Genomic DNA, 14,766 nt, shown 5'->3' with positions numbered 1-14,766 from the left:
TTTTAATTGGTTGCATCCAAGGAGAGGCAAGGTAGCGCGAATGGCAGAAATGACGCTTGAGGGTGTGGACGCTCGTCCCGAGGACTCTGCGTTTGCCCTTGGCCGCGTGCATTCGATCGAGACGATGGGAACGGTCGACGGACCCGGCATCCGCTTTGTGGTGTTTGTTCAGGGCTGTCCCATGCGCTGCGCGTATTGCCACAATCCCGATACCTGGTCGGTCAACGGCGGCACCATGGTGACCGTCGAACACCTGATGGATGAGTTCCAGAGTAACCACGAGTTCTATCGCAGCGGTGGAATTACGGTGTCCGGCGGCGAGCCGCTCCTGCAGCCCGAGTTTTTGGCCGACCTGTTCCGTGCAATGCACAACAACCCCGATGGCCGCGTGCATACCTGCCTTGACAGCTGCGGGTATGCGTTTGATCCCGGCCATCCCGAGAAGTTTGATGCCGTGCTCAACGAGACCGACATGGTGCTGCTCGACATCAAACATGCCGATCCGGCTGAGCATAAAAAGCTGACCGGCTGCGATCCTGCACGTATCCTGGCGTTTGGCGATGAGCTTGCCCGTCGCAAGATCAAGGTCGTTATCCGCCACGTGGTTGTGCCGGGCATTACCGACACGGTGGAGGAGTGCGAGAAGCTCGGTCGCCTCATCGCTCCATGGCACAACGTGGTGGGCCTGGAAATGCTGCCGTATCACACGATGGGTGTCGTCAAGTACGAGCAACTGGGCATTCCCTATAAGCTCGAGGGCGTGCCCCAGATGGATACCGCGCGCATGCCCGAGCTGCGCAATGCCGTTATGACCGGCATGAAAAAGCGCCGTGCGGAGCTCAGGTCGGCCATCGGCTAACAAGCTATTTTTGCCCCTTTATGATACCCGAGCTGTACTGACTTAACGGCTTGGTGCTGACGCGGCTGAGCCAAAATGCTGGTACCATACCGTGGATAAGCAATTTGCACGGATTTGGGGGATGGCATGGCAACCATCGCGATCATAGGCGCACTCGAAAAAGAGGTTGCGCAGATTAAGGAAGAGCTGAGCGGCGCGCATGAGTCGCAGGAGGCGGGCTTGACCGTTGTGAACGGTGGGCTTTCGGGTCTGACGGTAGTCGCCACGACGGCAGGCATGGGGACCGTGAACGCCGCTGCCGCAACGCAGCATCTCATCAGCAAATACGCCCCGCAGGCCGTTGTGTTTTCGGGTATTGCGGGCGGCCTAAACCCTAAACTCCATATTAACGACGTGGTTATAGGCAAGTGCCTGCGCTATCTGGATACCGATACGGCACTCATCGCCGAGTCCGCGCCGGGGCTCGAGGAGTTTGCCTCGACGCCGGCGTTGGTTGATGTTGCCGCCGCCGTGCTTGCCGAGCATGGATTTGTGGATACCTCGGCGGATGAGAATTCTGCGGAGAAGGACCCCAAGCAGTTCCTGTGTGGCACTATCGCCACGGGTGACCGCTTTGTTACGGGTGACGCCATGCGTAACGCTGCGATTGAGGCCACGCATGCCGATTGCGTCGAGATGGAGGGTGCGGCAATTGCGCACATCGCGGCCAAGAATGGTGTCGATTGCCTAGTGCTGCGCGCTATCAGCGATAATTGTGACGAGGCATATGACGCGTTTTGCGAGCGCGAGTTCGATCTGGATGAGTACGCTCGCACCGCGAGCGGCATCACGCTTGACATCGTTCGTAGTATCGCCGCCGCGCAATAGCACGCCCGTTTTGTAAAAACCTACGACCAAGGAGTGTCCATGGCCGATTCAATTAACTACCAGCTTGCCAAGTTCGTCGCCAGCTACGGCAAGGTTTCGCAGATTCCCGAGTCCACCTGCCCTGAGGTGAGCTTCGTCGGCCGCTCCAACGTGGGCAAGTCCTCCATCATGAACAAGCTATTTGGCCGCAAGAACCTGGTCAAGGTTTCAAGCACGCCGGGCAAGACGAGCAACATCAATTTCTTCGAGGCCGACGACGTGCACTTTGTGGACCTGCCGGGCTACGGTTTCGCCCGTCGTTCCAAGGCCGAGCGCGACCGCTGGGCTGAGCTTATCGGCGACTTCTTTGACTCCGAGCGCAGCTTTAACCTGGTCGTATCGCTGGTGGATATTCGTCACGACCCCAGTAAGCTCGACCATGACATGATCGACTACCTGCAGGGCAACGAGTTCAACTTTATCGTCTGCCTCACCAAGGCCGACAAACTCAGCCGTACCCAACAGGCCCGCCAGGCGGCCGCTATCAAAAAGCAGCTCAACGTCCCGGCCGAGAACGTAATCATCACAAGCTCCCAGACCGGCGTGGGCATCGACGAACTCAAGCGCCGCATCGCCGAGGCCTGCCTCTAGTAAGGGCTCCAGCCTAGCAAGAGCCCCTATCAATAAAGGGCCATATATTTCAGCCCGGCGCCCCTTCAAAGCGTGGGTCCCTGTAGACATCCTCAGCAAGGTAGGCGCAGGGACGGTCGGGATGTTCCCTCAAAATCATTCCGCAGCGCGAAGGCCCCTTGTCCGTCGCTCCGTAGGAGCAGGGCAAGGGGCCTTCATGCGCGAGGACGATTTTGAGGGAACATCCCGACCGTCCCGGACAGGTATATGAGGAGGATGTCTACAGGTATTCGATCTGGGCGCCTTCCGTGTCGCACGTGAGGATATGCGTGTCGCACTTGGGGAACTGTTCGCGCAGCTTGACCTGCAGGAATTTTGCCACGATGGTGTCGTCGGTCACCGCCATAAGGGTCGAGCCCGAACCGCTGATCCAGATGGTCTTGGCGCCGCCGTTAAGGCAGGTGTCGCGCACGGCGTTGTAGTCGGGAATCAGACGGCGACGATAGGGTTCCTGGATGCGGTCGTCATTGGCGGCGGCAATCAGGTCGAGGTCACCAGTCTCCAAGCCGCGCGTCATACCGGCGATGCGGCCCATCTGCCACACGGCGGTGGAGAGCGGAATCTCCTGCGGCACGACCTTGCGCGCCTCGCTCGTGTGTACCTCGTAGGGCGGAATCACGGTAATAAAACGCAGGCGATCGCTCACCTCGTAGCGCAGGCACTGGGGGAGCGAGTCGGTCGGCGTAAAGGAGCAGACGGCGCCGCCCAGGATGGCGGGGGCGACGTTATCGGGATGGCCCTCGACCTCGGTGGCAATGCGGACGAGCTCGGCGCGGTCGACGGTGTGGCCTGTCAGTGCGGCGGCGGCCATAATGCCGGCGACGACGCAGGTGGAGCTGGAGCCTAGGCCGCGGGCGACGGGAACGTCAGTCTGAATGTCGATGGCAACGGGAAAAGCCGGCTCGCCCCATGCGGCCAGTGCATCGACAAAGCTGACGTAGACCAGGTTGTCCTCGTTTTGGAACTCCTCGGGGCAGCCCGTGATGGTGAGCCTGTCGGTGCGCTCGAAGGTGAAGTGCGAGTAGAGGCTGACGGCCATGCCGAGGGTATCGTAGCCGATGCCTAGGTTGGCGCTGGTTGCTGGGACGGTGATTTTGATCATGTGGGTCCTCCTGGGCGGTCTGCCTGTTTAGTTCGCTGCTCGGGCAGTCCTGGCTCGCTCGGAAAGCACATTAAGTGCTTTCCGGCTTGTGCGGAACTCGCGACGAACTAAACAGGCAGACCCGCTCGCATGCTCGTCATCATCCCGAAAGCTAAATAAAAAGAAGGTGCGCCGGCTTTCGCCGGCGCTTAATAAGGGGTCTAGTTGGTGCTCATTCGTTTTGCTGCAGACTCGACGTAGCTTGCCATCTCATCGACGTTGCAGACGTCTTCGAAGCGGACGGGCTTGGACTCGAGCTCGGCGAGTTGGACCGGGGCAACCGTGTTGGTTGCCTGCTCGAGCACTCGCATGGCCTCAAAGTCGTCCTCGGGAACGTCGAGGCCCAGGGCGTCGCAGCAGGCACGCGGGAACTTGTAAGGGCTGGCGGTCGAAAGCAGCACGCGGGCCTTGGCGCCCTCGGCGGGGGCGACCTTTTCGAAGACGTGATAGCCGCAAGCGGTGTGCGGGTCGATCACGTAGTCGTTCGCGTCCCAGCAGCTCTTGATGGCGGCGCGGACCTCGTCCTCGCTGGCCCAACCGCAGCCAAAGACGCTCTGAATCTTTGCCAGCAGCTCGGCGGGCACCTCGTAGCGGCCGGTCTGGGCAAGCTGCTCCATAAGGTCGGCAACGAGTTCGCAGTCGCCATCGGACAGGAAGTAGAGCATGCGCTCGAGGTTGGAGCTGATGAGGATGTCCATCGACGGCGAGATGGTCGTGAAGAACGGTCGGTTACGGTCGTAAACGCCGGTGGTCAGGAAGTCGGCAAGCACATTGTTCTTGTCGCTCGCCACGACGAGCTTGGCGACGGGCAGACCCATGCGCTTGGCATAGTAGCCGGCCAGGATGTCGCCAAAGTTGCCGGTCGGTACGCAGAACTCCACGGCGTCGCCGGCCTCGATGGCGCCGGCGCGCAGCAGCTGCGCATAAGCGGCAAAGTAGTAGACGACCTGTGGCACCAGGCGGCCGACGTTGATGGAGTTGGCACTCGAAAGCACCGTGCCGGCGGCCTCAAGACGCTCGGCAAGCTCCTTATCGGCAAAGATGCGCTTGACGGCACTCTGGGCATCGTCGAAGTTGCCGCGGATGCCGCAGACGGCGACGTTATCGCCCTCCTGCGTGGACATCTGCAGATTCTGCACGCGGCTGACTTTGCCTTCGGGATAAAAGACGGTGATGCCCGTGCCCGGAGCGTCGGCAAAACCGGCGAGTGCTGCCTTGCCCGTGTCGCCCGATGTGGCGGTGACGATCATGATGCGCTCGGCGCCGCCGTCCTTGGCGGAAGTGCGGGCCATCAGACGGGGGAGCATCTGCAGAGCGACGTCCTTAAAAGCGCTCGTGGGGCCGCCAAAGAGCTCCATCACATAGGTTTGCGGGGCGTCGGCACCCGGTGCGGCGTCGAGTTTGACGAGCGGCGTGACCTCTTCGCTCGCAAACGTGCCGCGGTATGCCTCGTCGACACACGCCGAAATTTCTTCGGCCGTGTAATCATTCAGTAACATTCCCAACACATCTTGAGCGATTTCAAAGTACGATTTAGCTGCAAGCGAGCTGATATCGACCTGCTGGGTGCCAAGCTCGTCCGAGACAAACAAACCCCCGTCGGGAGCGATGCCAGTGCGGATTGCCACCTTACTTGAGCACGATAAAGTGCGTCCTCGTGTACTATGATAAGTTCCCATATAACACTGCTCCTCGGATGCCTTGGTCCCAATCGGTGAAACCATGGTATCAGAGCGCACAAAATAGGTTCGCAGAGGCTTTTTAGAAAGGTAACCTCCAGCCCATGATTAAGATTGCCAAGTTTGGCGGCTCGTCGGTCGCCGACGCCGTACACTTCAAGAAGATCAAGGCCATCGTCGATGCCGACCCTGCCCGCCGTTTTGTGGTGGTTTCCGCCTGCGGTCGCCGCTTTAAGGGTGACACCAAGGTGACTGACCTGCTCTACCTGGTTAACGCGCACGTTAAGTATCACGTGTCGTGCGAGGAGTTGCTCGAGGACATTGGCCAGCGCTATTTTGATATCGCTGACGAGCTGGAGCTCACCTATCCCATCCGCGAGGAGTTCGCGGCCTTTGCCGAGCGCGCCCGCTCGGGCGGTTACTCTACCGAGGAACTCGTGAGCCGTGGCGAGTACTTCACCGCTCGCCTGATGGCAGAGTACCTGGGCCTGCCGTTCCTGGACGCCGCGACGGTTGTGGCGTTCCATCACGACGGTACGCTCAGCATGAATCGCACCTCCGAGCTGGTGCAGGAGTACGGCCAACAGGGCGGCTTTGTTATGCCCGGTTTCTACGGCGCGACGCGCGAGGGCCAGATCAAGCTGCTCGACCGTGGCGGCGGCGATATTTCCGGCTCGATCCTAGCCAAGTGCCTGGGCGCCGATCTGTACGAGAACTGGACCGACGTCTCGGGTTTCTACTCTGCCGATCCGCGCATCGTGCCCGAGGCTCAGCCCATCGCCCGCGTTACCTACGAGGAACTGCGCGAGCTTTCGTACATGGGCGCGAGCGTCCTGCACGAGGAGGCTGTGTTCCCCGTGCGCGAGGCCGGTATTCCGCTGGTCATCAAGAACACCAATGCGCCGCAGGACCCCGGCACCATCATTAGCGAGACGGCTGATGAGGGCGAGGCGGAGCCCATCATTACCGGCGTGACCGGCAAGCGCGGCTTTGTCGCCATCAACGTTGCCCGCGACCGCACCAAGCCCCGTGTCGGCTTTATGCGCCGTGCGCTTTCGGTCTTCGAGCGCTATGACGTTTCCGTCGAGCACATGCCCACCGGTGTCGACCGCTTTGGCGCCGTGGTGCAGGAGCAGGACGTGCACGACTCGCTGTACTCGCTCGTGGGCGACATTCAGCAGGAGGTCGAGCCGCTCGAGATCGAGGTTGTCGAGGGCTTGGCGCTCATCGCTACCGTTGGCCGTAACCTGCGCGGCCGTGCAGGTATCTCGGGCCATCTGTTTGGCATGCTTGGTCAGGCCGGCGTGAGCGTGCGTATGATTTCGCAGAGCTGCGACGAGATCAATATCATTATCGGTGTCGAGGAGAAGGACTTCGACCTGGCGATTCAGACCATTTACCGTGCCTTCTCCGACGAGAACGGCATTGTGAAGGTCTCCGACCTGGAGGCTCCCGCGCCGGTCGATCCCGCCCTGGTCGCGCTCCACAAGTAGCTGCCATCCCAGTAGATTTTTGGACTTGTCTCAAAAATCTATGGCGGGGCGTTTCGTTTCGGTTTCGTTTCGACGGGGCGGGTTTCGTGCCCGCCCCGTTCTTGTATACACTGGCAACAATAATCGGCCTGCTTGGCGTGCGGGCAAAAGCCACAACCTTTAAAGGGGGAAGCATGAAACAGTACACGGTTGCTATTTTGGGCGCGACGGGAGCCGTGGGCACCCAGATGCTCGAGTGCCTCAACGAGCAGGAGTTCCCGGTTGGCAAGCTCAAGCTGCTGGCGAGCGCGCGTTCTGCGGGCAAGACCGTCGAGTTCCGCTGCGAGCAGATCGTGATCGAAGAGGCTTGTCCCGAGGCCTTTGAGGGCTGTGACATTGTGCTTGGAGCTGCCGGCGACGACATCGCGAAGGAGCTACTGCCCGAGGCCGTCAAGCGCGGCGCCGTCGTGGTCGACAACAGCCATGCCTTCCGCATGGATCCCGAGGTGCCGCTGGTTGTGCCCGAGATCAATGCCGACGACATCAAGTGGCATCACGGCCTTATCGCCAACCCCAACTGCGCGACCATTATCGGCCTGGTTCCCACGTGGCCGCTGCATCAGCTCGCTGGCGTGAAGCGCATGATCGTCTCGACGTACCAGGCGGCTTCGGGTGCTGGCGCCCCCGGTATGGCCGAGCTCGAGGCTCAGCTGGCCGCCCTGGGCCGTGGCGAGGAGATTCCCGAGCCGCGCGCGTTTGCCGCCCAGCTCGCGAGCAACCTGATTCCGCAGATTGGCGGCGTCAAGGAGGAGGGCTTTACCTCCGAGGAGATGAAGTTGCAAAACGAGGGCCGCAAGATCATGCATCTGCCCGAGCTGCGCGTGAACTGCACCTGTGTGCGCGTGCCCGTGCTGCGCTCGCACTCCGAGAGCATCACGCTTGAGTTCGAGCGCGACATCACGGTGGAAGAGGCCCGTGCCGCGCTGGCTGCCGCTCCGGGTGTCAAGCTAGTTGACGACATGAGCGCCGAGGATGCGCACGACCGCTTCCCCATGCCGATGGACACCTCCGACCAGGACCTGATTTGGGTCGGTCGCGTACGCCGCGACATCTCGAACCCCGAGGCCGCGCGTGGCATCACCTTCTGGTGCTGCGGCGACCAAATCCGTAAGGGCGCGGCAACCAACGCCGTCCAGATCGCTAAGCTGCTCTGCGAGTAGTGTGACCTGTCCGGCGGGGGCCGGGCTTGGTTTTCAGAACGTCCTCGACCATGTGTGGCGCCTTGTCCTGCTCCTTCGGAGCCGCGGACAAGGCGCCACACTGGTCTGCGGAGTGTTCTGAAAACCAAGCCCGGCCCCCGCCTGCGGTGACGCTGCTGCAAGCGACCTGCGATGGGGCCGTTGTTGGTTGGGGCCGCTGGGCTGATGTGGGGGCACGTGGCTGTTGCGGGCCCTGATCCCGGCGGCGGCTTCGGCGCTTTGCGCCTGCCGCCTTGGGGGACTGTGGGGCGCGGCCGGCAGCTGCGGCGCGTTCGCGCCTGCTGCCTAGGGTGACTTTGGGGTCGATTGGGGTTGTCTGCACAATTCGCGGTATTATGTTGCGGAGTTTTGAAAGGAGCCGCTGGTGGTCACGACGACGTTTGCTTCGCCTTTGGGCGAAATCTTGCTTGCCGCTGATGGCCGCGGTCTGACGGGACTTTGGTTTGAGGGGCAGGAGCATTTTGGCTCCACGCTTCTCCGGGAAGACTCCGAACATGTTGAAGGCGCCGATGCGGTTTCTGGTGCTGGCGGCATGTCTTCGGTGAATCCGACAAACGGTGCTGCCTCGTCGGTACTTGAGCGTTCTTGGGCTTGGCTGAATGCTTATTTTGCGGGGCAGGAGCCTCGGTTTACGCCGCCGTTGCATATGATTGGTACGGCGTTTCAGCGCGAGGTTTGGTTTGAGCTGCTTTCTATCCCGCGTGGCGAGGTCGCTACGTATGGTGAGATCGCCCAGCGTGTTGCGGCTCGACATCGTGTACCGGGAAACGAAGCACCCGTTGCGTCTCCCCGTGCCGTGGGGGCCGCGGTCGCGCGTAATCCCATTTCGATTATTGTGCCGTGCCATCGCGTGGTTGCCGCCGACGGTTCGCTCAACGGATATGCCGGCGGCCTCGACCGCAAGGAGTGGCTGCTGCGGCTTGAGGGCGCGTACGAGGAGTAACGCTCGAGCACTTTGCATAACTAGGACGCCGTGAAAGGACGAGTCACTGTCCCTTCGCGCTCGGCATGCGTCAAAGCGCTCGACACGTGCGCCTTAAGTTTGGCTAAGCCCTATCCAGCGTTTTTAGAAACGTGCAGGTTGAGCAGCTAAGGCTGCGCTAAGGCGGCTGGCGGTGCGCTATCATCGGCAATATCGAAATCTGTATAGCCGCGCGCCAAAGGAACAACTATGAAGCTGATGCTTGCCGAGGACGAACCCGGCCTCTCCCGTGCCCTTACCGCGATTCTTCAACATAGCGACTACGAGGTCGACACCGCCCTCGACGGTCTGACGGCGCTCGAATATCTGCTCGCCAACGACTATGACGCCGCAATCCTGGACATCATGATGCCCAGGATGGATGGCATTGAGGTGCTCAAGCGCACACGCGCCGCCGGTAAGCGTCTGCCCATCATTATGCTCACGGCAAAAAGCGAGGTGTCCGATAAGGTCGAGGGCCTGGATGCCGGTGCCAACGATTATCTGACCAAGCCGTTTGCCGCCAAGGAGCTGCTTGCGCGTATTCGTGCCATGACGCGTGCCGCGACGGCAATTGACGCCACGACGCTCAGCGTGGGCAACGTGCGTCTCGACACGGCATCGTGCACGCTCGTTGGCCCTTTGGGCGAGGAGCACCTGGCCAATCGTGAGTTTCAGCTTATGGAGCTCTTTATGCGCAACGCCGGCACGCGCATGCCCACCGAGCGTCTGATGCTTGGGGTTTGGGGTGAGGACGCGCCCGAAGGCGCCAACGTGGTGTGGGTCTACATCTCGTACCTGCGCAAAAAGCTGACGGCGCTTGGTGCCAACGTTGCGATTCGTGCATCGCGCAACCAGGGCTATTCGCTCGAGGTTGTTGAGGAGGGCGAATAGGCGTGAGCGCGAGTGCGTGGTGGAAGCGCACGACGGCAAAACTCGGCATGGGCGCGGACTCGGGTAATCCGGGGCGCGCCGATGCTGCCAGTGCAATGGGACGTCGCCTGCGTCGTAAGTTCATCCTGGTTGCCATGGGTGCCGTGACCGCCGTGCTTACGCTTATCATCGCCGGCATCAATATCGTCAACTACTCGCATGTCTGCAAGATGGCCGACGCTCGTCTGGACTATATCTTGGCGGGCAAGGACGGCATCGATTGGACGGATGAGCCCAAGACCGATCCCGGTCAGGATGCGGTTGCCGGCAAGGTTGCTACCGGTAACCGGGCAGCCGTTCGCGATGGGCATTTTGAAGGCATGACGGCGGAGTCTCCCTTCGACACGCGCTACTTTACGGTGTCGATTGCCGGCGGGCAGGTGACCGATGTCAACACGGCTCGCATTGCCGCGGTGGGCGCCAAGCGTGCCGCCCGCATCGCTGCAGGACTGTATTCCAAGGGTTTGACCTCGGGCTTTTCTGGTAACTACCGCTATACGGTTACGGTTCAGGGCGACGAGACCACCTATGTGTTTGTGGACTGCTCGCGCGAGCTTGCAAGCTTTCATTCGTTTTTGAGCGCGAGCGTGGCGATTAGTTGCATTGGCTGGCTGGCGGTGTTGGCAATTGTGGCGGGTGCCTCGGGCGCGGTGATTCGGCCGATGGTCGAGAGCTACAGCAAGCAAAAGCGCTTTATTACCGATGCGAGCCACGAGATCAAGACGCCGCTGGCTGTAATTGACGCCGCCAATGAGGTACAAGAGATCGAGAGCGGCGAGAGTGAGTGGACGCAGAGCATTCACGAGCAGGTCGCGCGGCTGACGGCGCTCACGGAACGTCTGGTGTTTTTGGCTCGCATGGACGAGGGCTCGGCGGGCTTTGCCATGACATCGTTTGATCTTTCGGAGGCCGTGGACAAGGCTGCGGCGCCGTTTGAATCGGTGGCGGTTTCGCGCGGAAAGCGGCTGTCGACGTCGATCGCGAGCGGTGTGCGGGCCCATGCCGATGCCGCGGCAGTGGCGCAGGTTGTTGAGCTGCTGCTGGACAACGCCACACGCTACGCAAGCGAGGACAGCGTGATCGAGCTGAGCCTGCGCGCCGTTTCGCGCGGTGCAGGCAAAGGCTCGGCCGAGCTTGTCGTATCGAATGCTGTTGATGAGCTGCCCGAAGGCGACCTGGACCGACTGTTCGACCGCTTCTACCGTGCAGACGTCTCGCGTAGCTCCAAGACGGGCGGCTCGGGCGTGGGTCTATCCGTCGTGCGCGCCATCGCCGAGGCCCATGGCGGCTCCGCTACCGTATCCGGCCACGATCATCAGATCGCCTTCACCGTCTGCTTCTAAAACCTGCCAAAAAGGGACAGGTTTATTTTGACAGGTTTTATCTGGGGAAACGTCGACGGAGGAGGCTATGGGCTGAGGGTACGTCCCGGTTTCAGGTCTCGGAATAGGACGTACTTTCCCCTGGAGGGTCGTTCCGGAAACCGTATCCCAGTTTGACGCCTCGGAATGGGATGCGGTTTCCCCTTGAAGGCTCTAGCGGAAGCTGTGTCCCGGAATATCGCTGCGGAATGGGACACGCTTTCCGAATGATGCCTTCAACGGAAACTGCATCCCAGCTTGACGCCTTGGAACGGGATGCGGATTCCGGATGAGCCGCTTGCGGAAAGCATATCCCGGTTTAGCAACGAATTGCGGGACGGACGTTCCACGCGACAGGATCTAAGCGCCGGGACAGCGGCAGGACGGCCTTCTGCGCTCACTCTTGCAGGGCGTAGATCGACTTATCCATGTTGAACAGGTAAGCCATGACGCAGACAATAAAGAGCCCGGCAAAGCCGGCACCCATGCCGATAAACAAAACGTGTTGCCGGGGTTTCGGAAAGGTATACGCCGCCCGATCCAATGCGAGACGGTTGCGCCGATCTGCACGGCAACGTCAAAACACAAGCGTTAACTGCGCGCCCTGCTCAACGGGCTGCTCCTTGTGCTCGCTCAGAAGGACCATTCGGTCTTCGTATTGCTTTTCGGTCATTTCGATAACGGTGACCTCTCCAGCGCTTGGAAGATTCAGCTTAAGGCGAGCGATATGCGCCGCTGCGGATTCGCGAGTTACCAACAGGCGCGAATACACCGAAAACTGCTCCATATGGTATCCGTCGTTAATCAGAAACTTTCGAAAGTCGCTATACTGCCGACGCTCGGCTTTGCTTCCCGTTGGAAGATCGAACAGAACCAATAACCTCATAACTCTCATGGCTCCTCCCTATTCAACAGATACCATCTCGAGCCCTCTTAGCTCGGGCAACAACAGCCTCTTAGGGTCCTTTTCGAGAACGGCAGTTCTGAGTGAAGAGAGCGTTGTCTCTATGCACTGCTGACAGCCGCAACGTTTTCCGTCGATAGTCATGACGTGCTCAAACACGCGAGCGAGCAACGCTTTGTCGCGCTGGCCCAAAGGCTCTGCAACGCCGTAGCTCATAACAATTAGATCGACGAGAGGGCGGAACGGTTCAATAAGATCGTCGACGAGATTGAATGCGTTGTAAACGCTGTGATGGTGAAGCCCTTGGGATACGAGCCATCCGCCGCTAACGGCTGCTCTTCCGATGCCTGCACGCAGGACGCTGTAACCATAATCGAGGGCGGAGCTCTGCATACTGTTACGTCTTGTTCCATCGGTGATGAGGGCTTTAAAGTACGCGGAGGCAGCTGCGCCTTCTCGATTGTCCGTGTCGCCCGAAAGAACAGTTTTGGCATAAGAGGGGAGAGGGCCTGTAGGCAACCCCATTTCTGTGAGAACCGCCGCTTGGTTGAGTATCTTTGCCTGCACGATCCGTTTCCAAAGCTGCTTTTTTAACGGAAGGCTCATGGCAAGCTGATCCTCGACGATGCGCGCATGGCGTGAATGGGCGCCCATGGGGAGCATAAGACCATTGGGCATATGATCGCGCCCGCAGATCATGACGCCTATTCCCGCGTCGTTGAGTTGTGACATGCAGGCGACCGTCAACGTGGTTTGATGGGATTCGACGATGACGACCCAAATGTCCTCGAGGGGAATGGTGGAGCTGCGGTCGTCCACGGTGATCATCAATAGGCCGTTCTTGATGCAGAGGTGGGCCTTGCTGTGGATAAGTATCGTCCGTTGGGCCATTTTGTCGACGACCTTCCCCGCATTAGCGCTACAATACAGCTAAGTCGAAAGCAGCTCACCTTGGGGAAGGGCGCGGCTCCAGACAAGGGGAGCCACTTAAGTGGCTTACCCGTAAAGTAACCCCCGTTCAATCTTCGGATTGGGCGGGGCGAACTTTTTTGGGCGAGTGTTAGCCAGTATTCCGTAAACGGTAGCTATGGATAGCATTTAGGCGGGTCCTTTTGAGCGTTTTTGCGCCTAAGGATTGATTCGATTGTGAAGATAAGTACATAAATCGCTGTGCCGAATACGGCTCGTTTCTTGCGTGAAGCGCGACGTGCCGACGTATTTTGTCTCGAAAAAATGAATCGCAGATGTAGATCTGAGGTCGAATCAGTCTTCTTTTTTGAGGCTTGAAACAGAAAAGCCCCTGTTAAAGGGGCTTTTCTGTGCGCACATAGCGTATCACCTTGGGGAAGGGCGCGTGCTCAAGACTCTGAGCTAGTCGTCGTTGAACTCGCTGAAAGCGTATCACCTTGGGGAAGGGCGCGTGCTCAAGACAGAATCACCGTTCTATATTTCATACACAATAGCGTATCACCTTGGGGAAGGGCGCGTGCTCAAGACCAACCATCAGGTGTCGAATAGGTACCCTCTAGCGTATCACCTTGGGGAAGGGCGCGTGCTCAAGACGCCGTATTTCTTCTCAAGAAACTGCTTCAGAGCGTATCACCTTGGGGAAGGGCGCGTGCTCAAGACACGCCCCGAAGTGTGCCGCACGTACCGCTGAGCGTATCACCTTGGGGAAGGGCGCGTGCTCAAGACTAGACAGAAATCTTTGTAATCACACCAGTCAGCGTATCACCTTGGGGAAGGGCGCGTGCTCAAGACCATGGACGAGGAGGCGAGCGATTTCGAATAAGCGTATCACCTTGGGGAAGGGCGCGTGCTCAAGACTGTTATGCGTGCGTATCCGTATGAGGGCGAAGCGTATCACCTTGGGGAAGGGCGCGTGCTCAAGACTACACCGAGCTGGCGCTCACCGACTACAGCAGCGTATCACCTTGGGGAAGGGCGCGTGCTCAAGACGCAACCGCTACGGCTACACTGTAACTCATTAGCGTATCACCTTGGGGAAGGGCGCGTGCTCAAGACTCGACAAGCGATCCGGCGAGAGGCCGTACTAGCGTATCACCTTGGGGAAGGGCGCGTGCTCAAGACTTCTCGTCCTCGTCCATGTCAGCTCCTTTCAGCGTATCACCTTGGGGAAGGGCGCGTGCTCAAGACTTGAACGTCTGGTCAGCCGTGAGCGTGATGAGCGTATCACCTTGGGGAAGGGCGCGTGCTCAAGACCTCACGCAGGCCGTGACCGACGTCGACATTAAGCGTATCACCTTGGGGAAGGGCGCGTGCTCAAGACCAGTCGTCGCAAGTCTCGTTCCATTGCCGTAGCGTATCACCTTGGGGAAGGGCGCGTGCTCAAGACGTAGGCATGGCAGACGAGCGTGTTCGGGACAGCGTATCACCTTGGGGAAGGGCGCGTGCTCAAGACGGCGAACGTCAAGTCGTTCAACGTGAAGTTAGCGTATCACCTTGGGGAAGGGCGCGTGCTCAAGACTAGGTGGAGAAGTTGCTGTTCGGTGCCTGGAGCGTATCACCTTGGGGAAGGGCGCGTGTTCAAGACTGGGGGCAGGCACACGGCGTCGACGCACGGAGCGTATCACCTTGGGGAAGGGCGCGTGCTCAAGACGGCGAACGTCAAGTCGTTCAACGTGAAGTTAGCGTATCACC

General features: G+C 59.8%; 12 protein-coding genes and 1 CRISPR repeat array. Of the genes, 8 read left to right on the top strand and 4 right to left on the bottom strand.

What is annotated here, in order from left to right; all coding sequences use genetic code 11:
• The first annotated feature begins 40 nt into the window (after positions 1-40).
• From pflA to yihA, 3 genes are all read left to right on the top strand, one after another.
• Positions 41-859, top strand: a complete 819-nt coding sequence (gene pflA, locus ABG996_RS06565; RefSeq protein WP_152067596.1) for a pyruvate formate-lyase-activating protein — start codon at positions 41-43, stop codon at positions 857-859.
• Between the two features lie 126 nt (positions 860-985).
• A complete protein-coding gene (mtnN, locus tag ABG996_RS06560; protein WP_152067597.1) occupies positions 986-1,726 on the top strand; it encodes a 5'-methylthioadenosine/S-adenosylhomocysteine nucleosidase in 741 nt (246 codons plus the stop codon).
• 39 nt (positions 1,727-1,765) lie between these two features.
• A complete protein-coding gene (gene yihA, locus ABG996_RS06555) occupies positions 1,766-2,356 on the top strand; it encodes a ribosome biogenesis GTP-binding protein YihA/YsxC (protein ID WP_089572350.1) in 591 nt (196 codons plus the stop codon).
• A 259-nt stretch (positions 2,357-2,615) separates the two neighbouring features.
• Here the strand turns inward: yihA and thrB are convergent, their stop codons facing one another.
• Together thrB and thrC are read right to left on the bottom strand one after the other, a co-directional pair.
• Positions 2,616-3,497 carry a homoserine kinase gene (gene thrB / locus ABG996_RS06550; RefSeq protein WP_347479020.1) on the bottom strand — a complete coding sequence of 294 codons (882 nt, stop codon included), beginning with the start codon at positions 3,495-3,497 and terminating at the stop codon, positions 2,616-2,618.
• Positions 3,498-3,697: 200 nt separating this feature from the next.
• Positions 3,698-5,215, bottom strand: coding sequence for a threonine synthase (gene thrC, locus ABG996_RS06545; protein ID WP_347479022.1), 1,518 nt, complete (start codon positions 5,213-5,215; stop codon positions 3,698-3,700).
• Positions 5,216-5,319: 104 nt separating this feature from the next.
• On the opposite strand from thrC, the gene ABG996_RS06540 reads away from it, so the two are divergent.
• From ABG996_RS06540 to ABG996_RS06520, 5 genes are all read left to right on the top strand, one after another.
• On the top strand, positions 5,320-6,708 hold the full coding sequence (locus ABG996_RS06540; protein ID WP_347483962.1) for an aspartate kinase: 1,389 nt from the start codon (positions 5,320-5,322) through the stop codon (positions 6,706-6,708).
• Between the two features lie 173 nt (positions 6,709-6,881).
• Positions 6,882-7,907, top strand: coding sequence for an aspartate-semialdehyde dehydrogenase (locus tag ABG996_RS06535; RefSeq protein ID WP_347479024.1), 1,026 nt, complete (start codon positions 6,882-6,884; stop codon positions 7,905-7,907).
• A gap of 403 nt (positions 7,908-8,310) precedes the next feature.
• Positions 8,311-8,889: a methylated-DNA--[protein]-cysteine S-methyltransferase gene (locus ABG996_RS06530; protein ID WP_271748854.1), complete on the top strand. Its 579-nt coding sequence runs from the start codon at positions 8,311-8,313 to the stop codon at positions 8,887-8,889.
• Positions 8,890-9,117: 228 nt separating this feature from the next.
• On the top strand, positions 9,118-9,801 hold the full coding sequence (locus ABG996_RS06525) for a response regulator transcription factor (RefSeq protein ID WP_347479027.1): 684 nt from the start codon (positions 9,118-9,120) through the stop codon (positions 9,799-9,801).
• Positions 9,802-9,803: 2 nt separating this feature from the next.
• A complete protein-coding gene (locus ABG996_RS06520; protein ID WP_347479029.1) occupies positions 9,804-11,183 on the top strand; it encodes a sensor histidine kinase in 1,380 nt (459 codons plus the stop codon).
• 595 nt (positions 11,184-11,778) lie between these two features.
• Here the strand turns inward: ABG996_RS06520 and cas2 are convergent.
• Positions 11,779-12,096, bottom strand: coding sequence for a CRISPR-associated endonuclease Cas2 (cas2, locus tag ABG996_RS06515; RefSeq protein WP_195445652.1), 318 nt, complete (start codon positions 12,094-12,096; stop codon positions 11,779-11,781).
• Between the two features lie 9 nt (positions 12,097-12,105).
• On the bottom strand, positions 12,106-12,996 hold the full coding sequence (gene cas1 / locus ABG996_RS06510) for a type II CRISPR-associated endonuclease Cas1 (protein ID WP_347479031.1): 891 nt from the start codon (positions 12,994-12,996) through the stop codon (positions 12,106-12,108).
• 438 nt (positions 12,997-13,434) lie between these two features.
• A CRISPR array of direct repeats spans positions 13,435-14,725; the repeat unit is 36 nt; unit sequence AGCGTATCACCTTGGGGAAGGGCGCGTGCTCAAGAC.
• Positions 14,726-14,766: the final 41 nt, after the last annotated feature.

The sequence above is a fragment of the Collinsella aerofaciens genome (assembly GCF_039836695.1).
GTDB lineage: Bacteria > Actinomycetota > Coriobacteriia > Coriobacteriales > Coriobacteriaceae > Collinsella > Collinsella aerofaciens_BD.
Note: the sequence above shows the minus strand (reverse complement) of the source record. Positions and strands in the feature narration are given on the sequence as shown.